Source organism: Longimicrobium sp., assembly GCA_036389135.1.
Taxonomy (GTDB): domain Bacteria; phylum Gemmatimonadota; class Gemmatimonadetes; order Longimicrobiales; family Longimicrobiaceae; genus Longimicrobium.
On record DASVQP010000064.1, the window covers coordinates 30,543 to 50,338 of the forward strand.

At 70.2% G+C, this 19,796-nt stretch carries 18 protein-coding genes; 13 read left to right on the forward strand and 5 right to left on the reverse strand.

Annotated elements, in window-relative coordinates:
- Positions 1-417 precede the first annotated feature (417 nt).
- The 7 genes from VF584_15760 (at position 418) to VF584_15790 (ending at position 5,615) form a co-directional block, all read left to right on the forward strand.
- Positions 418-1,074: a signal peptidase II gene (locus tag VF584_15760; GenBank protein ID HEX8211629.1), complete on the forward strand. Its 657-nt coding sequence runs from the start codon at positions 418-420 to the stop codon at positions 1,072-1,074.
- Between the two features lie 62 nt (positions 1,075-1,136).
- Positions 1,137-1,982 carry an ATP-dependent sacrificial sulfur transferase LarE gene (gene larE / locus VF584_15765; protein HEX8211630.1) on the forward strand — a complete coding sequence of 282 codons (846 nt, stop codon included), beginning with the start codon at positions 1,137-1,139 and terminating at the stop codon, positions 1,980-1,982.
- Positions 1,979-2,200 carry a hypothetical protein gene (locus VF584_15770; protein ID HEX8211631.1) on the forward strand — a complete coding sequence of 74 codons (222 nt, stop codon included), beginning with the start codon at positions 1,979-1,981 and terminating at the stop codon, positions 2,198-2,200. The genes larE and VF584_15770 overlap by 4 nt, the downstream gene beginning before the upstream one ends.
- A 9-nt stretch (positions 2,201-2,209) precedes the next feature.
- A complete protein-coding gene (locus tag VF584_15775; protein ID HEX8211632.1) occupies positions 2,210-3,379 on the forward strand; it encodes an aminotransferase class V-fold PLP-dependent enzyme in 1,170 nt (389 codons plus the stop codon).
- A 52-nt stretch (positions 3,380-3,431) separates the two neighbouring features.
- Positions 3,432-4,055, forward strand: a complete 624-nt coding sequence (locus VF584_15780) for a hypothetical protein (protein ID HEX8211633.1) — start codon at positions 3,432-3,434, stop codon at positions 4,053-4,055.
- A gap of 4 nt (positions 4,056-4,059) precedes the next feature.
- On the forward strand, positions 4,060-5,421 hold the full coding sequence (locus VF584_15785) for a sigma-54 dependent transcriptional regulator (GenBank protein ID HEX8211634.1): 1,362 nt from the start codon (positions 4,060-4,062) through the stop codon (positions 5,419-5,421).
- Positions 5,421-5,615, forward strand: a complete 195-nt coding sequence (locus tag VF584_15790; protein ID HEX8211635.1) for a hypothetical protein — start codon at positions 5,421-5,423, stop codon at positions 5,613-5,615. Before VF584_15785 ends, VF584_15790 begins: the two co-directional genes overlap by 1 nt.
- Before the next feature lie 410 nt (positions 5,616-6,025).
- On the opposite strand, the gene VF584_15795 is transcribed toward VF584_15790, so the two are convergent.
- Both VF584_15795 and VF584_15800 read right to left on the reverse strand, forming a co-directional pair.
- Entirely contained in the window at positions 6,026-8,719 is a 2,694-nt protein-coding gene (locus VF584_15795; GenBank protein ID HEX8211636.1) for an ABC transporter permease, read from the reverse strand.
- Complete coding sequence (locus tag VF584_15800; protein HEX8211637.1) at positions 8,719-9,057, reverse strand: PadR family transcriptional regulator; 339 nt, start codon at positions 9,055-9,057, stop codon at positions 8,719-8,721. The genes VF584_15795 and VF584_15800 overlap by 1 nt, the downstream gene beginning before the upstream one ends.
- Positions 9,058-9,592: 535 nt before the next feature.
- Between VF584_15800 and VF584_15805 the strand changes: the two genes are divergently transcribed.
- The 3 genes from VF584_15805 to VF584_15815 all read left to right on the forward strand — a co-directional run bounded on the left by VF584_15805 (position 9,593) and on the right by VF584_15815 (position 13,272).
- A complete protein-coding gene (locus VF584_15805; GenBank protein ID HEX8211638.1) occupies positions 9,593-11,089 on the forward strand; it encodes an aldehyde dehydrogenase family protein in 1,497 nt (498 codons plus the stop codon).
- A gap of 196 nt (positions 11,090-11,285) precedes the next feature.
- A complete protein-coding gene (lepB, locus tag VF584_15810) occupies positions 11,286-12,059 on the forward strand; it encodes a signal peptidase I (GenBank protein HEX8211639.1) in 774 nt (257 codons plus the stop codon).
- A 355-nt stretch (positions 12,060-12,414) separates the two neighbouring features.
- On the forward strand, positions 12,415-13,272 hold the full coding sequence (locus tag VF584_15815) for an RNA polymerase sigma factor RpoD/SigA (GenBank protein ID HEX8211640.1): 858 nt from the start codon (positions 12,415-12,417) through the stop codon (positions 13,270-13,272).
- 127 nt (positions 13,273-13,399) lie between these two features.
- On the opposite strand, the gene VF584_15820 is transcribed toward VF584_15815, so the two are convergent.
- The 3 genes from VF584_15820 to VF584_15830 form a co-directional block, all read right to left on the reverse strand.
- Positions 13,400-14,686, reverse strand: coding sequence for a M23 family metallopeptidase (locus VF584_15820; protein ID HEX8211641.1), 1,287 nt, complete (start codon positions 14,684-14,686; stop codon positions 13,400-13,402).
- Between the two features lie 198 nt (positions 14,687-14,884).
- Positions 14,885-17,536, reverse strand: coding sequence for an ABC transporter permease (locus VF584_15825; protein ID HEX8211642.1), 2,652 nt, complete (start codon positions 17,534-17,536; stop codon positions 14,885-14,887).
- 13 nt (positions 17,537-17,549) lie between these two features.
- On the reverse strand, positions 17,550-17,891 hold the full coding sequence (locus tag VF584_15830; GenBank protein HEX8211643.1) for a PadR family transcriptional regulator: 342 nt from the start codon (positions 17,889-17,891) through the stop codon (positions 17,550-17,552).
- A gap of 472 nt (positions 17,892-18,363) precedes the next feature.
- Between VF584_15830 and VF584_15835 the strand changes: the two genes are divergently transcribed.
- The 3 genes from VF584_15835 to rpsI all read left to right on the forward strand — a co-directional run bounded on the left by VF584_15835 (position 18,364) and on the right by rpsI (position 19,723).
- Positions 18,364-18,612: a GNAT family N-acetyltransferase gene (locus VF584_15835; protein HEX8211644.1), complete on the forward strand. Its 249-nt coding sequence runs from the start codon at positions 18,364-18,366 to the stop codon at positions 18,610-18,612.
- A 270-nt stretch (positions 18,613-18,882) separates the two neighbouring features.
- The gene (gene rplM / locus VF584_15840) at positions 18,883-19,314 is read left to right on the forward strand and encodes a 50S ribosomal protein L13 (protein ID HEX8211645.1); all 432 of its coding nucleotides are present in this window, start codon (positions 18,883-18,885) and stop codon (positions 19,312-19,314) included.
- A gap of 16 nt (positions 19,315-19,330) precedes the next feature.
- Positions 19,331-19,723: a 30S ribosomal protein S9 gene (gene rpsI, locus VF584_15845; GenBank protein ID HEX8211646.1), complete on the forward strand. Its 393-nt coding sequence runs from the start codon at positions 19,331-19,333 to the stop codon at positions 19,721-19,723.
- Positions 19,724-19,796: the final 73 nt, after the last annotated feature.

Here is a 19,796-nt window from a genome sequence, read left to right on the forward strand (position 1 = left end):
CGTGCAGGTGCAAAGCCCTTAACGAAGCTTCACGCAGAGGCGCAGAGACGCAGGAGAGAACTGCAACTGCCTACGGAGACACAGAGCCACAGAGAGAACCGCAAAAGGTTTTCTCTGTGGCTTTCAGTTCCTTCCGTGGCCTCTGTGTGATGCTTTTCTCTGTTGTTCTCCCCCGCGTCTCTGCGCCTCTGCGTGAGACAAGCCGGTCAGAATGCATATCGGTCTCATCATCTCAGCGGCAAAGATGCTGGCTGCCGGTGACGGGCGCATCGAGGCTTCGGGGGTGGAACAGAATGTTCCGTTTCCGCGCCCGATCCGGCGGGCCTGCATCTTGAAGAAGCAGCAGTAGATTGGGGCAGCGGACGACGCCGCCTCGCAGTGCCCTACCACCACCCCGCACCGTCTCCGCGCCGCGAAATGAAAGAACGTCTCGCACCCTGGCTGCTCCGCATGATGGGCTTCCGCCGCGTCGTCCGGCGCCCTGATGCGGCGCCGGGGCGGCGCGCGTCGGACCATGAGCCGGTGCGCGGGTGGCGCCCCGCGCTTGCCGTGGCCGCGGCGATCGCGCTGCTGGACTGGGGCACCAAGGCGGCCATCGCGTGGTCGGTGCCGGTGGGGGCGTTCCGCGAGGTCATTCCGGGGCGTGTAGCTTTCTGGCACGTCCGCAACGAGGCGATGATCCTGGGGCTGTACGACGACCTCGCGCTCGGCACGCGCAAGTCCATCGCGCTGGTGGCGTCGCTGGTGGCTTCGCTGGTCATCCTCCAGATCATCGGCCGTGGGCACCGGCTCCCCAGGGCGCAGCGGACGTACGCGTCGGTGTTCGTGGGAACGGTGCTCGGCGGGATGCTGGGGAACCTCGGGGAGCGGGTGGTGCACTGGGGCGTCACCGACTACCTCTCGTTCCACTGGGCGCCCTACTGGCTCCCGCCCGGCAACGTGGCGGACGTGGCGCTCTTTCTCGCGATCCCGATGGCGGTGCCGGTAATCGTGTTCGAACTGCAAGGGCGGGCGCGGCGCGGTGCCGCGTCCGCCCACCCGGCGCGCCGCGGGGCCGTGCTCTCCCGGCAGTAGCTGGCGGCGGGTGCCGCGTGGGCCCTATCTTGGTGCCATCCACAGGGTTCACGGGAAGGGCGATGATCGCGGATGCGAAGCGCGAGCGGCTGGCGGAGATCCTCCGCGAGTGCGGCTCGGTGGTGATCGGGTACAGCGGAGGGGTCGATTCGGTCTTCCTCGCCACGGTGGCGGTGGAGCTGCTCGGCCCCCATCGCGTGCTGGCGGTCACCGGGAAGAGCGACAGCATCGCGTCGTGGATGGAGGACACCGCGCGTGAGGTCGCCGCGCGCTTCGGCATCCCCTGGCTGGAGGTGGAGACGCGGGAGATGGAAGACCCCCGCTACGCCGCCAACCCCAGCAACCGCTGCTACTTCTGCAAGAGCGAGCTGTGGGGCCGCCTGGGCGCGGTGGCCCAGGAGCGCGGCTTCGCCACCGTGCTGGACGGCTCCAACGCCGACGACGTGGGCGACCACCGTCCCGGCGCCGTCGCCGCGGGCGAGAAGGCCGTGCGCTCGCCGCTGCTGGAGGCAGGGCTCACCAAGGACGAGATCCGCGCCTGGTCGCGCGAGCTGGGGCTCCCCACCTGGGACCAGCCCGCCGCGCCCTGCCTGGCGTCGCGCCTTCCGTATGGCCTGGCCGTCACGCCCCGCCGGCTCCGCCAGGTGGAGGCGGCGGAGGTGGCGCTGCGCGCGCTCGGCTTCCGCGACTTTCGCGTGCGGCATCACGGAGAGGTCGCGCGGCTGGAGGTGCACCCGGCGGAGGCTGGACGCGTGGCGGCGGAGCGCGTGAGGATCGACGAGGCGGTGCGGGGCGCCGGGTTCCGGCGGGCATTGCTCGACCTGCAGGGGTACCGGCGCGGTGCCCTCAACGAGGGGCTCGGCGAGGGCGAGATGGTGCGCCTGGTTCAGATCGGGAGCGCGGCGTGAGCGCGGACGAGCGGGTCGTGCGCGCCGAGCGCCTGCTGGCCGCGCGCGGATTCGCGGGGGCACGCGTCTCCGTGGAGGGGCACGAGGACGAGATCGCGGCGGTGCGCGTGCTGGCGGACGCGTGGGAGCGGCTGGCGGGCGACGAGGGCGCGCGGGTGGCGGGGGAGGTGAAGGCGCTCGGCTTCCGCTACGTGGCGCTCGACCTGGCGCCGGCGTAGCCGGGCCGGATGGCGGACGCGCCCATCTACCTGGACTACGCCGCCACCGCGGCGATCCGCCCGCCCGAGGTGGCGGAGGCGATGATGGCGTACCTGCGCGACGTCGGCGCCACGCCGGGGCGCGCGGGGCACAGCCGGGCGGTGGAGGCGGGGCGCGTCGCCTTCCGCTGCCGCCGGGCCCTGGCGCGCCTCTTCGGCGTGCGTGGCGATCCGGGGCGCATCGCCTTTCAGCTCAACGCCACCCACGCGCTCAACGTCGCGCTCCAGGGCGTCCTCCGCCCCGGTGACCGGGTGGTGCGTACGTCGTACGACCACAACGCCGTCCGCCGTCCGGTGGCTGCCCTGGCGCGCATCGGCGTCTCGGAGACGGTGCTTGGCGGCAAGGCGGATGGAAGCTTCGATCTGGACGAGGCGGAGCGCGCGCTGGCCGGCGCCCGCCTCCTCGTCCTGTCGCACGCATCCAACGTCCTGGGCACCGTGGCGCCCGTGGCCGAGCTTGCCGCGCGGGCGCATGCGAACGGCGCGCTGGTGCTGGTGGATGCATCCCAGAGCGCCGGCCACATCGCCGTAGACGTGGAGGCGATGGGGATCGACCTCCTGGCCTTCACCGGGCACAAGGGGCTGCTGGGGCCGCAGGGCACCGGCGGCCTGTACGTGCGCGAAGGGGTGGAGATCGAGCCCGTCTTCGCGGGTGGCACCGGCGCCGAGTCGGGCCCCTCCGGGATGCCCGACGCCATGCCCGACCGGCTAGAGGCGGGGACGCAGAACGGGCCCGGCATCGCGGGGCTGCTGGCTGGCGTGGAGTGGGTGCTGGCGCGCGGTGTGGAGCCGATCCACGAGCGGCAGAGCACGCTCAAGGCAAGGCTGCGCGAGCGGCTGGGCGGCATCCCCGGGCTGCGCCTCCTCTCCTCCGCGGCGCCGGAGGGGGCGGGGATCGTCACGGTGACGGTGGACGGGTTCGATCCGTCGCAGATGGCGGCGCGGCTGGACCGCGACTTCGGGGTGATGACGCGCGCGGGGCTGCACTGCGCCCCGGAGGCCCACCGCATCCTGGGCACCGAGGCGACGGGCGGCGTCCGCTTCTCCGTCGGCTGGGCGACGACGGAGGCGGAGGTGGACCGCGCGGCCGAGGCCGTGGCGGCGCTGGCGGGGGAAACAATGCCCGCTCGCGCGGGGTAGGTTAGCGGGTCTGAACGGCAGAGCGCGGCACGAATCCACGACGGGGGCGACGATGGCGAGACGACGGGGCGGGACGCTGGGGCTGCTGTTGGTCGTGGCGCTCCTGGGGTTCGGGGCGTGGTTCTTTCGCGACCTCATTCCGGGGCTGGGCGGCGGCGGCAGCGTGGCGGCCACCAAGGTGTCGCCCGAGGCGGCGGCGCAGGCGCAGGAGAAGCTCGCCCGCATGCGCAGGGACCAGGACACGGTGCACCTCACCGACGTCGAGTTCACCTCGCTGCTGCGCTACGACCTGGCCGGGCTCACCGGGCCGCTGCACGATCCCGCCGTGGACTTCGTGGACAACACGCTCAAGCTCACCGGGAAAGTCCCCAAGGACCTACTCCCCGACTCGCCGGAGCTGGCGCAGGCGCGGCGCTTCCTCCCGGACACGGTGGAGGTGATGGTGAGCGGGTCGCTGCGAGAGTTGCGCCCCGGCCACGGCGCGCTCAACGTGCAGGACGTGGCCATCGCGCGCCTCCCCGTGCCGGCGAGTTACTATCCTATGGCGCTGGAGCGGCTGGGGCGGCGCAACGAGCCCGGCACCGAGCCCAACGAGTACCCCTTCACGCTTCCGCCCGGGGTCGCATCTGCCCGGGTGGAGGGCGGAGAGCTGATCCTTTCGCCGACCAACCAGTAGATCCATGGCCCGCATCATGGTGGTAGACGACGAGGACGGGATCCGCCGCGTCCTCGCGCAGCTCTTCGAGTACGAGGACCACGAGGTCCGCACCGCCGCCGGCGCGCAGGAGGCGTACGGCATCTACGGCGAGTTCCGCCCGGACGTCACCTTCATGGACGTGAAGATGGCGCGCACGGACGGGCTGGAGGCGCTCACCCACCTGCGCGAGATGGACCCGACGGCCGTGGTGGTGATGATCAGCGGCCACGGCACCATCGACACCGCCGTGGAGGCCACGCGCCGCGGAGCGTTCGACTTCCTGGAAAAGCCGCTGGACACGGACCGCACCCTGCTGGTGCTGCGCAACGCGCTGCAGCAGAACGGGCTGATTGCCGAGAACGCCCGCCTGCGCGGCGAGGTGGAGAGCCGGCACGCCATCGTGGGCCGCTCCTTCGCCCTGCGCCAGGTGCTGGACCGCGTCGAAAAGGTGGCCCCCACCGACGCCCGCGTCCTCATCACCGGCGAGAACGGCACGGGCAAGGAGCTGGTCGCGCGCGCCGTCCACCGCCTCTCGCCGCGCGCGGAGAAGACGTTCGTGGAGCTGAACTGCGCCGCGATCCCCTCCGAGCTGATCGAGAGTGAGCTCTTCGGTCACATGAAGGGCTCCTTCACCGGCGCCCACGAGGACCGCGCCGGCAAGTTCGAGGTGGCGGATGGAGGCACGCTCTTCCTGGACGAGATCGGCGACATGAGCCTGAACGCGCAGGCCAAGGTGCTGCGCGCGTTGCAGGAGGGGATCGTCACGCGCGTGGGCGGCGCCAAGCAGATCCGTGTGGACGTGCGGGTGCTGGCGGCCACCAACAAGGACCTGGAGGAGGAGATCCGCGGCGGGCGCTTCCGCGAGGACCTCTTCTACCGGCTGAACGTGATCCCGCTGCACGTGCCGCCGCTGCGGGAGCGCCGCGAAGACATCCCCATGCTGGTGCAGCACTTTGCCGAAAGCTACGCGCAGGAGGGCGCCGTCAAGCCGCGCCGCTTCACCGACGACGCGCTGGACCGCATGCAGCGGATGGACTGGCCCGGCAACGTGCGCGAGCTGCGCAACACCGTCGAGCGCCTCATGATCCTCAGCTCCGGCCCCGCCGTCGGCGCGGACGACGTGGACCTCCTGGTCTCGGGGCACATGAAGGGGGGCGGCCTCTCCAGCGACCTCCTCTCCTGCAACACGTTCGCGGAGTTCAAGGAAGCGGCCGAGCGTGCCTTCATCATCCAGAAGCTGCGCGAGAACGACTGGAACGTCTCCGAGACCGCGCGCATCCTGGACATGCCCCGCTCGAACCTCTACAAGAAGATCGAGCGCTACGAGCTGGTGCGCGAAGGCTGATGCGCGGCCTGGGTGCGCTCGGCTGGCTGCTCTTCGCCGCCGCGTGGATGATCGGGACGTTCGGAGGGGGCGCGGCGCTGGCCTGGCTCTACAAGCGCCTCCACCCGGATCTCGCCTTCTACAAGCTCTGGGCGCTCTGGTCCGCCCTCCTCTCCGGCGCGGCGGTTCTGGCCTTCGCCTTCGGATTCGCCTGAACGAACTCATTTCCTGAACGGAGCGCCCCACCCCGCCCGCGGCTTCGCGGCAGAATACTTGTGGCGCGCAGTGAAGGAGACGGGCTCTGCCGCGTACACTGCACCATCCCATGTTCGGCTGCAGTGAGGTTGGGATCTGCGCGCCGCCGAACCATTGCTCTCGAAGTTGAGAACGACTCGGTCGTGGCGCACCGGTCCAGTCTGCTCGCGTCGATCGCTGCGGACGGGCGACGGAACATGGGCTGGATCGGATCGCACGGCGCAGATCGTTTCCTTCACTACGCGCCCGAGATCGACGCAGGGCAGGTATCCGTCAGGCGCTCCGTTCAGGAAGTGGGTGTCCTTCTAACGCGGGAGGCCCAGAGAAGATGCGCTTCTCTGGGCCTCCTGTTTCCAGTGCTACGCTGTTGCTACTCCGCCCGCAGCGCGTGCACCGGATCGACCCGGCTGGCGCGGCGCGCGGGGAGGTAGGAGGCGAGGGCGGCGGTCGCGAGGATGACCCCTACGACCACGACGAACGTTGCCGGGTCGGTGGGGCTCACTTCGAAGAGCAGGCTCCGCAGCACGCGTGTCCCCGCCAGAGCGCCCGCGATCCCCAGGATGCATCCCCAGAGCGCCAGGTGCAACCCCTGGCGCACCACGAGCGTGCGCAGCTCCTCCGCGCGGGCGCCGAGCGCGAGCCGGATCCCAAACTCGCGCGTCCGTCCGCGCACGGTCGCGGCGATGGCGCCGTAAAGCCCGACTGCCGCGAGCAGGAGCGTGGCCGCGGCAAAGGTGACCAGCAGCCAGGTGCTGAACCGGGGCCGCGCGAGCGGCGCCGCCATCAGCTGCCGCATCGAGCCGCCGCCCGCCACCGCGAGCTCGGGGTGGATGTCGCGCAGGACGGCGCGGAGCTGCGGGAGCACCCCGGCGGGATCGGAGCGCGTGCGCACCGCGAGCGTCATCGGCACCGGGCCGGGGAACTGGCGGATCGGCAGGTACAGAGTCGGCTGCGCGCTCGTCAGCTCGCGGTATCGCGTCTCCGCCACCACTCCGACGACGGTGGCCCATTCGCCCGGGGAGTCGGGGCCGCCGAGCTTGACCTGCTTGCCGATGGGGTCCTCGCCGGGCCATGCCTGCTTCGCCGCGGACTCGCTGAGGATGGCCACGCCCGGCGCACCCTCCCGGTCCTGTGCCCCGAACGCGCGGCCGCGGCGCAGGGGGATCTGCAGGGTGCGAAAGAAGCCGGGCCCCACTACCTCCAGGTTCACCACCGGATTCGCCGCCTGCGCCTCGGCGCTCTGCCCCTGGCCGGTGAACATCGCGCTCCAGCCACCCTCGCCGGAGTAGGGAGGGCGGGGAAGCGCGGCCGCGCCCGTCACACCCGGAATCGCGGCCACCCGCGCCACCATCTCCTCCTGCAGCGCGACCTGCGCGGGGCGCTCGGGGAGAAGCTTCGGCGGAAAGCTCGTCTGCAGCACCAGGAGCCGCTCGCGTTCGAAGCCGAGATCGACGTTCTGGAGCACGACCAGGCTGCGCACCAGGAGCCCCGCGCCCGCGACCACCAGGATGGCGAGGGAGACCTGGCCGATCACCAGCCCGTGGCGGAGCGCGCGGCCGCCGCGGTTTACCGGCGACGAGCGATGCCCGCCGCGCAGCCACACGCTCAGCTCCCCCGCCGCGGCCAGCAGTGCCGGCAGCAGGCCCGAGAGGAGCGCCGCCGCCGCCGTCGCCGTGAGCGCGAACGCCAGCACGCGCGCGTCGATGCCGATCATCTCGCGCCGCGGGAGCTCCGGCGTGGCGAAGGCGGCAAGCAGGCGCACGCCCGTGGCCGCCAGCACGATCCCGAGCGCTCCGCCCGCGAGCGCCAGCACCGCGCTCTCGGTCAGGAGCTGATGCACCAGCCGCCGTCTCGCGGCGCCCAGCGCGCTGCGGATGGCGAGCTCCTGCGCCCGTGCCGAGCCGCGGATCAGGAGGAGGTTCGCGACGTTGGCGCAGGCGATCAGCAGGAGAAGCCCCACCGCCGCCGCGCCCGTCCAGAGCGCCGCGCGTGCATCGCCGGTGATCAGCTCGGGGAGCGGGGTGACCACCGCCTTCGTGCCGCGCAGCGCCGCCGGCCGCTGCGCATCGCCCGCGCGCAGGAATGCGTCGAATTCGTCGCGCGCGGCCTCCGTCGTCGAGCCGGGTGCGAGGCGGCCGACCAGGTCGTAGACGATGACCTGCGACGGATCTGCCTTCGCCTCGAGGGTGGCCGGGAAGTCGGGGAGCGCGGGGACCCAGACCTCGGCCCCGCGCGGGTACTCGAAGCCGCGCGGCAGGACGCCGACGACGGAGAAGCGCTTCCCGTTCATCTCGAACGTGCGCCCCACCGCCGCCACGTCGCCGCCAAAGTGGCGCTGCCAGAAGCCGTAGCCGATCACCATCGCGGGCGCGGCGCCCGGCACGTCGTCGGACGGCAGCAGGGTGCGCCCGAGGGCGGGGACGACGCCGAGGACGGAAAACAGGTTCCCCGTGACCCAGGTCGCGTTCACGGTGACGGGCCGGCTCGCGTCCGTCAGCACCTGCTCCAGCGCGCCCTGGTACGCGACCCCCGCCACTGCCCGGAGCTCGCGCGTCGACTGGCGGAACGCCGTCAGCTCCTGGTGCGTGACGGGGAGGTGATCGAAGGAGCGCGCGGGCGCCGCCGTCCAGAGCACGGCGATCCGGTCCTGGTCCTCCACCGGCAGGTCTTGCAGGAGCACGCCGTTCAGAACGCTGAACATGGCCGTGCTCGCGCCGATGCCGAGGGCCAGCGTCAGCATCGCGGCCGCGGCGAATCCAGGGCTCCTGCGCAACGCGCGCACGGCGAAGCGCACGTCCTGCCGAAGCTCGTCCAGCCACTCCGCGCGCCGCCGCCGCCCCTCCGTCCGCGCATCCGCTTCACGCATCGACCGCCTCGCCTCTTCCAGGTCTCCGAACTCGCGACGCGCCCGTGTGTGCGCCGCATCGCGGTCCATCCCCTCCCGCACCAGCGCGTCGGTCCGCATGTCCAGGTGGAAGGCGAGCTCTTCATCCACCTCGTCGCGGATCTCCCTGGCGCCGCGCCAGGGGAGGGTGAAGCGGCGCGGGAATCTGGGCGAGCCCATCAGCCCTCCGGGACGGGTTCGAGAACCTGGAACACCGCCGCCGCGTAGCGCCGCCACGCGGATGCTTCCGCGCGCAGCTGGGCGCGACCCTCGGCGGTGAGCGAGTAGTAGCGGGCGCGGCGGTTGTTCTCGGAAAGACCCCACTCGGCCGCCAGCCACCCCTTCGCCTCCAGCCGCCGCAGCGCCTGGTAGAGCGCGGCATCCTGCACCTGGAGCACGCCGCCGGTACGGTCGCGGATCCACTGCGAGATCCCGTAGCCGTGCATCGGATCGCCGGCCAGCGTGCGCAGGATGAGGACGTCGAGCGTGCCCTTGAGCAGGTCCAGCGTCTGGTCCATCGCCTCTCCCCTCAGAGTGTGAGGGGTAAGATGCTCGCGCGGATCGTGGGCGTCAAGCATCCACGAGCCGCGCGAGGACGACTCGAGCGTCCTGCCCCTTCGGATTCGCTTGGCGCCTCCCGATTTCCTGAACGAAGCGCCGCACCCACTCGGCGGCCTCGCAGCAAGAACCTCTGGCGCGCAGTGAAGGAGACGGTCTCAGCCGCGCACACCGCACCACCCCACGTTCGGCTGCAGGTACGCGGGATCTTTGGCGCGGCCTGGTCCCGGGGTCACCATGCACGGGCCACTGAACATTGGATGGATCCGCGCGGGAAGCAGAGCCCGTTTCCTTCACTCCGCGCCCTAGATCGGTGAAAGGCGGGCGGCCGGAGGCGCTTCGTTCAGGAAGTGTAGGGGGGCGCAGCGAGTCTGCGCCGTCTTGTTTGCGCATGCTGCGGCGCGAGCAGGCCTCCCGGTTGCACCTCCCCGCGCGATAGTTAGATTCCCGCCCGCACCAAAACGCGGTACGGCACTCCCCAGAAAAGGGCGGAACATGGCGGACAAGTTCAGGAACTTCATCGGCGGCGAGTGGGTGGAGCCGTCTTCGGGCGAGTACTTCGAGAACCGCAACCCGGCCCGCTGGTCGGAGGTGATCGGGCTGTGGCCGCGCTCCGGCCAGGACGACGTGGACCGCGCGGTGGCCGCCGCGAAGGAGGCATTCCCGGCGTGGGCGCGCACCCCGGCGCCGGACCGCGGCAACATCCTGCGCCGCGTGGGCGACCTGCTCAGCGAGCGCAAGGACGAGATCGCAAAGGCCGCCACGCGCGAGATGGGAAAGGTGCTCACCGAGACGCGCGGCGACGTGCAGGAAGGGATCGACACCGCCTACTACGCCGGCGTCGAGGGGCGCCGCCTCTTCGGCAAGACGGTGCCGTCGGAGCTTTCCAACAAGTGGGCGATGACGTACCGCCGCCCCATCGGCGTGTGCGGGCTGATCACCCCCTTCAACTTCCCGCTCGCCATCCCCACCTGGAAGATGTTCCCCGCGCTGGTGTGCGGGAACACGGTGGTCATCAAGCCGGGCGAGGACGTGCCGCACACCGTGCAGCTCCTGGTGGAGATCCTTGAGGAGGCCGGCATTCCCAAGGGGGTCGTCAACCTGGTGCACGGAGAGGGCGCGACGGGCGCGGCCATCGTCAACCACCCGGACGTCGCGGCGATCTCCTTCACCGGCTCCACCGCGACCGGAAGCATCATCGGGCGCGCGTGCGGCGAGTCGCACAAGCGGCTGTCGCTGGAGATGGGCGGCAAGAACGCGCAGATCGTGATGGCCGATGGCGACCTCGACCTGGCGCTGGAAGGCGTCCTGTGGGGCGCGTTCGGCACCACGGGGCAGCGCTGCACCGCCACCAGCCGCCTCCTTCTCCACGACTCGATCCACGACGAGTTCCTGGAGCGCCTGGTGGAGAAGGCGAAGGGCCTCACTCTGGGCTACGGCCTGGAGGACGGCGCCGAGATCGGTCCGCTGATCAACGAGAGGGCGCTCGACAAGGTGAAGAGCTACATCGAGATCGGCCGCTCGGAGGCGCGCCTGGTCATCGGCGGCGAGCGCGCCACGGGGGAGGGAGTGGACGACGGCTGGTTCTTCCAGCCCACCATCTTCGCCGACGTGAAGCCCGGCTCGCGCCTGGCGACGGAGGAGATCTTCGGCCCGGTGCTCTCGGTGATCCGCTTCAGCGACGTGGACGAGGCGTTCCGCATCAACAACGAGGTGAAGTACGGCCTCTCCAGCTCCGTCTACACGCGCGACGTGAACATCTCGTTCCGTGCGCTGCAGTACCTGGACAACGGCATCACCTACGTGAACGCGCCCACCATCGGCGCCGAGGCGCACCTCCCTTTCGGCGGCGTGAAGCAGACGGGCAACGGCCACCGCGAGGGCGGCTGGGAAGTGTACGAGTTCTACTCGGAGACCAAGGTCTGCTACGTGGACTACTCCGGCAAACTCCAGCGCGCCCAGATCGACAACTACGGCGGCTCGCCATACTGAAAAGGAAAACCATCACACAGAGGGCGCAGAGGGAACTACAAGACGCAGAGAACCTCTTTGTAGTTCTTTCTGTATCCCCTCTGCGTCTCTGTGTGAAATTGCCGTTCGCGGTCCCCGGAACGGGCCCAAACCTCGCGTGTACGTACCAGACCGGGCATCCAGCCCCACCCTGCGGTACCGCGGCGGCGAACTCACGATGGAAGAACTGCATTCCCCACATCCCTTCGACGGACAGCCCCCCGCCGAGCGCCGCGTGACGCTCGCCGATCCGCGCGGCTCCGTCTCCACCGGGCGGTGGATGTGGGAGTGGACCAAGGCCATCTGCACCGCCATCCTCCTCTTCCTGGGGATCCGCACCTTTCTGGTGGAGGCGTACAAGATCCCCACGGGGTCGATGGAGGGGACGCTCCTGATCGGGGATTTCCTTCTCGTCAACAAGGCGGTGTACGGCGCGGAGATCCCCGTCACCGGCACGCGGCTCCCCGCCTTCTCGCATCCCAAACGCGGCGACGTCCTGGTCTTTCTGCCGCCCCACGACCCGCACCGCAACTACGTGAAGCGGCTGGTGGGAGTGGGGGGCGACACGCTGGAGATGCGCGACAAGGTGCTCTTCAGGAACGGAAAGCCGCTGGACGAGCCCTACGCCCGCCACGTGGACCCGCTCAGCGATCCCCGCGAGCCGCGGATGATCTGGCAAAAGGACTTCCTGGCGGGCACCCTCCGCGAGCGCCGCCGCTACCGCCCCACCCGCGACAACTGGGGGCCGATCGTGGTGCCGCCTGGCAAACTGTTCGCGCTCGGCGACAACCGCGACAACTCCGAAGACTCCCGCTACTGGGGCTTCTTCGACGAGAGCGCGGTGAAGGGGCGGCCCATGTTCGTCTACTATTCGTTCGAAAAAGACATCACCCAGCAGTTCTCGTGGCTCACCGCCGTCCGCTGGACGAGGATCGGAGAAGTGATCCGGTAGCACCGCGGGCAACGGAAAACGGAAAGCGGGCGCGAGGACGATCCTCGCGCCCGCTTCTCACTTTCGGGTCACCTGGAGCAACTCTGTGCTACTCGATCCAGAAAAAAGTGCGTACAGAATCCGCCAGCACGTCGAAAACTCACGTTGTCAAGCCTTTTGTTCCCGCCGGGGGTTGACACCTTCCGGGGTGCTTGCCCATACTCAACGCGTGACCCGGTGGGCGGACGCTCGTGTCCCCCCAACAGGCTGCGCGGCCTCTCCCCGCCTTCCCCTTTTGCGACGCCGCGTTTGCCCGTCCGGTGTCCTCCGCAGAGCCCCACATTCTGCGTTGTCTGCTTCGCCCCGGAGCACCCCCATGACGTTCAGCCCCGCCAAACGCGTCTCCTCCGAATCCGAATCGCTGGACCAGTACCTTCGCGAGATCAGCGTGTACCCGCTGATCGACCGGAACGAAGAGGCGCGGCTCGCGCGCCTGATCCGTGACGGCGCGCCGGACGCGCTGGAGCATCTCGTGCGCTCCAACCTGCGCTTCGTGGTGGCGGTCGCGAAGAAGTACCAGAACCAGGGCGTCTCGCTTTCGGACCTGATCAACGAAGGGAACATCGGGCTGATCCGCGCCGCGCGGAAGTTCGACGAGACCAAGGGGATCAAGTTCATCTCGTACGCCGTCTGGTGGATCCGGCAGGCGATCCTGCAGGCGCTGGCCGAGCAGTCGCGCATCGTGCGGGTGCCGCTCAGCCGCGCGGGCGCCGTCCACCGCATCGGCCGCCGCTCCTCGGCCATGACGCAGGAGCTGGGGCGCGAGCCGACGCTGCAGGAGATCGCGAGCGAGCTGGAGGTGCCGGAGGACGAGGTCAGCCACGCGCTGGCGATGTCGCAGGTCTACCTCTCCCTGGACGCCCCGCTCGTCCCCGGCGAGGACGGGCAGCTCCTCGACTACCTTTCCGACCAGTTCTCCCCCGGGCCGGACGAGGAGGTCTACGAGGACGCCCTCAAGCGCTCGATCGACGAGGCGCTGGGGACGCTCACCGAGCGTGAGTCGCGCGTACTGCGCCTCTACTTCGGCCTGGGCGACGCGGAGCCGATGACGCTGGAGCAGATCGGCGAGAAGTTCGGCATCACGCGCGAGCGCGTGCGGCAGATCAAGGAGAAGGCTCTCCTCCGCCTCCGTCACCAGTCGAGGGCGCGGTTCCTGGAGACGTTCCTGACCTGAGGAACTGCTGGGCTCACACAGAGACACAGAGGCACCGAGAGAGGTTCTCTCGGTGCCTCTGTTTCGTGTTGACGCCCGCGGTTCGGGCGCCGTTCCCCACCCGCCGTAATCCAGGACGCAGCTACTCTCAGGGCGTGGGAAACCAGATGACGGCATCGTCCAGCGGCACGGTCATCCTCTGCTCCGACGGAGCCCCGGCGGGGTGATGGCGTCCGAGAACCCGGTAGCGCTCGAACACGTACGGCTGCCCCTCCGTGCCGTTCAGCGACCGGGTGTCGCCGACGTGAAAGTGCAGGTGTGGTCCAACGCTGTTCCCGGAGTTCCCGAGTCTCCCCAGGACGGCTCCGCGCCGCACGCGCTGCCCCGCCCGCACGCGAATCGAACCCGGAATGAAGTGGGCGTAGAACGCGTAGCGGCCGCCCCCCAGGTCCAGCGCCAGCCAGTTCCCCGAAACCGTTTTGTCGGTCAGCGGCACGGGCATGATGGTCCGCCCGTCGACTCGTGGGACGTTTTCGGGGATCCCGTCCTGAACGGAAATGATCACGCCGTCCGCCACGGCCAGCACCTCGGCTCCATACCCGTAGAACATCTCGTTCGTGATGTCGTTCGGAAACGGGCTCGGAAGATTGCTTCCGATGGAGTCCACGCGAATGAAATCACAGCCGAACCGCTGCGGCACCCGGATACGGGAAGCACGTGCCACCAGCGCCGCATGCCCGTTGCTCAGCGCGAGCCCATTGCCGCAGCGCCAGTTGCCGCCGCGAAGGGGAGGCCCCAGCACCGGAGGGGGCCGCCGCTCCACGAGCACAACCTCGGAGGTCGCCACCAGCGCCTCCGAGGCGCTTCCACTCTCCGTACGCAGCCGGATCGTGGAATCGCTATCCAGAGAGATCCGGTGGACGAGGGTGGAGGGAGCCGGCGCGGTGGGGGCGAGGGAGATCACCACCGCGATCGTGGCGGTGCGGCCGGCCGGCAGCGCGCGGTTGGCCGGAGTGATCGAGTCGCTCTCGATGTACTGGGTCGTCCGCTGCCGCCGGGGATCGGAGAGCGAGGTGGAATCGTACGCCGCGAGCACGGCGCCAGTGGTCCCATCGAGCACCTCCACCGATCGAAGGCGCAGGTCCACGTCGGCCCAGCTGGTGACGAACAGACGATAGACGAGGTAGCGCTGGCCATCCTCGGCACGGACGGGCTGCGGCACCGGCCGAGCCACCACGTCCAGGGGGAGACTCAGATAGGTGGTGACCGGCCGCGGGGCCGCGGGTGGCGTCTGGGCCCCCGCGGCGGATGCGCTCCCCATGCACCAGGCCAGGAGCGCACAGGCGAGATGACGCCCGCCGCGGCGGGAGAAACCGCGCTCCCGGCGCGGCCCCGGACGTGGTCTACAAGGGAGGACGACAGTTGGATCTCTCATGGCTGCTTCCACCTCGTTGGGGCTTGTCGCCGCGGGGAACCAGGAGGTTCGGGGAGCGCGACGAAGGTTTGTATTGAGCTGTTTTCTGCCGACCCGCCGCTTCGCGCTCCAAAGAACTGGCGCTCCTCCAGCGCCTACGAGTTCTCCGCGTGAGGCCGCGCGCCGGGGAGGAAGAGGGATCGGAAGCATCCCGAACTGCTATTCTCCGCGCAGCGCCTCCATGGGGTCGGCGCGGCTGGCGCGGCGGGCCGGGAGCCAGCTCGCGGCGAGTGCCACCGTGGTGAGCACCGTGCATACGCCAAGGTAGGTGGCGCCGTCCGTGGGGCGCACGCCGTACAGGAGCGCGGACATCCCCTGCGTCGCCGCGAAGGCGAGCGCCAGGCCGAAGGCGAGGCCCCAGGCAGTGATTCGCGCGGCCTCTCGCGCCACCATGCGGCGGATCTCGCCAGTGCCGGCGCCCAGCGCCATGCGGATGCCGAACTCGCGCCGCCGCTGCGCCACGCCGTACGCCAGCACGCCGTAGATCCCGATGCAGGCGAGCAGCAGCGCGACGCCCGCGAAGCCGCCCAGCAGCGAGGCCGTGAAGCGCTGCGGCGCCACCGAGCGCTCGAACACCTCGTCCATCGTCTGCACCTCGCTCACCCCCAGCCCCGGGTCGATCTCCGCGATCGCGGCGCGCAGCGCGCGGATCACCGGGGCGGTGGGGCCATCCGTGCCGATCACCAGGACCATCGAGTTCCAGGTGTCCTGCGCATGCGGCACGTACACCAGGGGGCCGATCTCGTCGCCCGCGCCCATGTAGCGCACGTCCTCGGTCACGCCCACGATCTCGCGCAGAAGGTTCTCGTCGCGCCACGAGCGGATGCGCTTGCCGATGGGGTTCTCGTTGGGGAACATGCGCCGCGCGAACTCGCGGTTGACGACGGCCACCGGAGTCGCCCCCTTCCGGTCCGCGCTCGTGAACTCGCGCCCGCGCACCACCGGCAGGCGCAGGGTGGAGAAGTACCCGGGCGTGACCACCGTCCACATCCCGCTCACCTCCATGCCGGCCGGGGGCTCCGGCCGCCCATCCGCCAGGAAGGAGCGGCCCAGGTAGAACCCTCCGCCCCCCAGCGGGAGCGCCGACGCGGCGGCCGAGCCGCGGACGCCGGGGAGCGCCGCCACGCGGTCCAGGATCTCGCTTATGGCCGCCACGCTCGCCGAGGCGCTGTCGTATCGCTCGCCCTGCAGCACCACGGACGCGGTGGCCACCCCCGCGGTCTGGAAGCCGGGATCCACCGAGTACAGCTGCGCCAGGCTCTTGAGCAGCAGCGCGGAGCCCACCAGAAGCACCAGCGAGAGCGCGATCTCACCCGACGCGAGCGCCTTGCGCACCCGCCGTCCGCGTACGCCCGCGGTGCTGCGCCGGTCCTCTTCGCCCAGCGTGGGGGAGAGCACGGCGCGGCGGGCCATGCCGATGGCGGGCGCCAGCCCGAAGAGCACCGCCGAAAGGATGGAGACCGCCAGGGCGAAGAGCAGCGCCCGCGGGTCCAGCGAGAGCTCCTCCATGCGCGGCGTGCCCTCGGGTGCGGTCAGCGCCAGCGCGCGCACGCCTGCGTAGGCGAGCGCCGACCCCAGCACCCCGCCGGCCACGGCCAGAATCAGGCTCTCGGTGAGGAGCTGGCGCACGAGACGCCCGCCCCCGGCACCCAGGGCGATGCGCACGGCGAGCTCACGTCCGCGCCCGGCCGCGCGGCTCAGCAGCAGGTTGGCGACGTTCAGGCATCCGATGGCGAGCACCAGGCTCACCGCGCCCATCAGCAGCCAGAGCGTGAGCGGCAGCTCCTCCCCCACCACGTAGTCGATGAGGGGAGCCGCCGTGATCGTCACCCCCTTGCGGGCGACCGGGTGCTCCTGCGCCACGCGACCGGCGATCGACTCCAGCTCGGCACGCGCGCGGCGAAGCGGCTCGTCTGGCTTGAGGCGCGCGATTGCGCTGAAGATGAAGTTGTCCCGCCGCTCCAGGTCCGGCCGGTCGGCGGGCGACAGGCGGAGCGGCGCCCACAGCGCCGCCTCGCGGGGAAAGGCCATCCCCCGTGGCGCCACCCCCACCACCTGGCGCGGCCGCCCGCCGATCCGCAGCGTCTTCCCCACGATGGCGCGGTCGCCCGCGAACATGCGCTGCCACAGCTCGTACGAGAGCACGACCACGCGGGGAGATTCGGGGTCGAACTCCTCGGACACGAAGAAGCGGCCCAGCGTGGGCGCCATCCCCAGCGTGGCAAAGAAATCGGGAGTTACCGCCGCGCCGGTGAGCCGCTCCGCCTCCCGCTCGTCGGCGACGTTCCAGTCGACCGGCTGGTACACGGCCGCGCGGGCGAAGACTCCGTTCGTCTTCCAGTCCTCGTAATCCGCGTAGGTGACGTTCCACTGGCTGCCGTCCTCCATGCTCCGCGCCTGCGGCACCACCAGCCGCTCGGAGGCAGGGAAGGGGAGCGGACGGAGGAGCACGTGGTTCACGGCCGAGAAGATCGCCGTCATCGCGCCGACGCCCAGTGCGATGGTGCCGATGGCCACCAGCGTGAAGCCGGGCGCGCCACGCAGCACGCGTACGCCGTAGCGCGTGTCCTGCCCCAGGTCTTCCAGCAGGCGGGGGCGCGCCTCGTCGCGCACCGCCTCCTTGTGCCGCTCCACTCCGCCGAACTCCACCAGCGCCGCCCGCCGCGCCTGGGCCGGCTCCATCCCCGCGCGCACGTTCTTCTGCGTCAGCTGATCGATGTGGAAGCGCATCTCCTCGTCCAGGCCGCCGTCCAGCTCGTCGCGCCGCATGGAGTTGCGCAGCCGGTGCCAGGCCTCACGGATAAGCCTCATGGTGCCCTCGCGATCAGCGGGTGTCTGTGGCGAGCACCAGGTTGACCGCCCGCGACAGGCGCTCCCAGTGGCTCCGCTCCTCCACGAAGCGCTCCTTTCCCTCCTCCGTCAGCGCGTAGTAGCGGGCGCGGCGGTTGTTCTCCGTCGTGCGCCACTCCGAGCGGATCAGCCCCTGCCGCTGCAGCCGGTAGAGCGCCGGGTAGAGCGAGCCCTGGTTCATCTGCAGCACGTTCCCCGACCACTGCTCGATCCGTTCGGTGATCCCCCAGCCGTGCATCGGCTCCAACTGCAGCGCCTTGAGCACCAGCATGTCCAGCGTCCCCTGGATCAGGTCGCCGCGATCCTTGTCCGTCAATGCAAGCTCCTTTCGATGGTCGAAAGGAAGAGTACGTGCCGCTCCTTTCGATTGTCAAGAGAAGCGTGTCTCGTCGCGGAGGTGCGGAGTGCCGCAGGGCTCACATAGAGACACGGCGGCGCACGGGAAAGGCGCTCTGAGGCGCTCCTGCGGACGCTGCGGCACCACCACGATTTCGTCAGATCGTTCGATCACCCGGACGAGGGCTGATGAACCCGATCCCGATGGACATCAAACCTCGCGGGCGCGGGCACGATCGAGCGTCGTTCGATTGCGGCGAGCCCGCCCTCGACGAGTTCTTTCGGCGGCACGCGCGGCGGAACCAGGAGCGGAATATCAGCCGCACCTACCTCGCAACGGAACAGGGTGGAAACCGAGTCCTGGGCTACTATACGCTCGCCGCCGGCGATTCCCCGCCGGTGACCTCCCCGAGCCCGAGCGTGGTCGTCTGCCGCGCTACTCGATCCCGACGGTGAAGCTGGCACGGCTCGGAGTCGATCGCGCCGCGCAGGGAGGCGGGGTGGGGAAGGCACTGCTAGCGGATGCACTGCGGCGCTCCGTCCGCGCCGCGGAGGTCATCGGCATCTTCGCGGTCGAAGTGTATTCGAAGCCGCCCGCCGCCGCGTTCTACCGCCGGAACGGCTTCGCGCCTCTGGAAGACGACCGCCTGCACCTTTATCTCCCCATCCGCACGATCCGCTCGGGCGTCGAGGCGCTCTGAACAGCGGGAGTTGCGGAGAAACCTCCGCGCCTCTCCTCCGCGTCTCCGCGTGAGGCCGATGCGATGCCCGCCCGGGCAGGGACGCCGCGGAACAGGCGAAAACCCGGCGCGACGCCTTGACACCCGCACGGAAGTTGGGTATCCTTTCGGGCTGTAGTGTTCCACGCTATGCCCGCCCCGGAGCTTCCGGAGGCGGAGATTTTTTCTACTATCACCGCCGGCGCGTGGCCGGCATTCCGCGCGCTCCAAGGGCGCGGCGGAGTGGGGAGCATCATGAAGACGTATGCCGTAAAGGCCGGCGAGATCGAGCACAAGTGGTTTGTGGTGGACGCCGGCGGCAAGGTTCTGGGCCGCATCGCCACCGAGGTCGCCCGCATCCTGCGCGGGAAGCACAAGCCGACCTACACGCCGCACCTGGACACCGGTGACTACGTAATCGTCATCAACGCCGACCAGGTCCAGCTCACCGGCAACAAGGCCGACCAGAAGGCCTACTTCAAGCACACCGGGTACATGGGGCACGAGAAGTTCATCCCCTTCAAGGAGATGATCGCCCGCCACCCCGAGCGCGTCATCGAGCTCGCGGTCAAGGGAATGCTCCCCAAGAACGCCCTGGGGCGCCAGATGCGGAAGAAGCTCAAGGTGTACGCCGGGGCCGAGCATCCGCACGTCGCGCAGAACCCGGAAACACTCACCTTCTGAGATCGGCACCTAGACAATGGCTACTGAACAGTTCCACGCCATCGGGCGCCGCAAGACGTCGGTGGCGCGCGTGTACCTTCGCCCCGGCAACGGCGCGTGGGAGATCAACGGGCGCACCATCGAAGACTACCTTCCCCGCCACGTCCTCCGGCAGAGCGCGCAGCGCCCGCTGGTGGCCACGGAGAACGAAGGGAAGTTCGACGTCAAGGTGAACGTCAACGGCGGCGGCCTCCGCGGCCAGGCGGACGCGATCCGGCTGGGCGTGGCGCGCGCGCTGCTGGAGGTCGACGAGACCAACCGCACCCGCCTGCGCCCCGAGGGTCTGCTGACCCGCGACCCGCGCGAGGTGGAGCGGAAGAAGCCCGGCCGTCCGGGCGCCCGCAAGCGCTTCCAGTTCAGCAAGCGCTAGCCGGCGGCGCGGCATGGGCGCGGCGCGGGGACCCCGGTCCCCGGCGCCGCGCGCGTGCCGAAGCCGGCAAGAC

Bases quoted from the DNA above. Each gene is read 5' to 3' on its own strand.
- VF584_15760 (HEX8211629.1), top strand. From the start codon at position 418: ATGAAAGAACGTCTCGCACCCTGGCTGCTCCGCATGATGGGCTTCCGC.
- larE (HEX8211630.1), top strand. From the start codon at position 1,137: ATGATCGCGGATGCGAAGCGCGAGCGGCTGGCGGAGATCCTCCGCGAG.
- VF584_15775 (HEX8211632.1), top strand. From the start codon at position 2,210: ATGGCGGACGCGCCCATCTACCTGGACTACGCCGCCACCGCGGCGATC.
- VF584_15780 (HEX8211633.1), top strand. From the start codon at position 3,432: ATGGCGAGACGACGGGGCGGGACGCTGGGGCTGCTGTTGGTCGTGGCG.
- VF584_15785 (HEX8211634.1), top strand. From the start codon at position 4,060: ATGGCCCGCATCATGGTGGTAGACGACGAGGACGGGATCCGCCGCGTC.
- VF584_15790 (HEX8211635.1), top strand. From the start codon at position 5,421: ATGCGCGGCCTGGGTGCGCTCGGCTGGCTGCTCTTCGCCGCCGCGTGG.
- VF584_15795 (HEX8211636.1), bottom strand. From the start codon at position 8,719: ATGGGCTCGCCCAGATTCCCGCGCCGCTTCACCCTCCCCTGGCGCGGC.
- VF584_15800 (HEX8211637.1), bottom strand. From the start codon at position 9,057: ATGGACCAGACGCTGGACCTGCTCAAGGGCACGCTCGACGTCCTCATC.
- VF584_15805 (HEX8211638.1), top strand. From the start codon at position 9,593: ATGGCGGACAAGTTCAGGAACTTCATCGGCGGCGAGTGGGTGGAGCCG.
- lepB (HEX8211639.1), top strand. From the start codon at position 11,286: ATGGAAGAACTGCATTCCCCACATCCCTTCGACGGACAGCCCCCCGCC.
- VF584_15815 (HEX8211640.1), top strand. From the start codon at position 12,415: ATGACGTTCAGCCCCGCCAAACGCGTCTCCTCCGAATCCGAATCGCTG.
- VF584_15820 (HEX8211641.1), bottom strand. From the start codon at position 14,686: ATGAGAGATCCAACTGTCGTCCTCCCTTGTAGACCACGTCCGGGGCCG.
- VF584_15825 (HEX8211642.1), bottom strand. From the start codon at position 17,536: ATGAGGCTTATCCGTGAGGCCTGGCACCGGCTGCGCAACTCCATGCGG.
- rpsI (HEX8211646.1), top strand. From the start codon at position 19,331: ATGGCTACTGAACAGTTCCACGCCATCGGGCGCCGCAAGACGTCGGTG.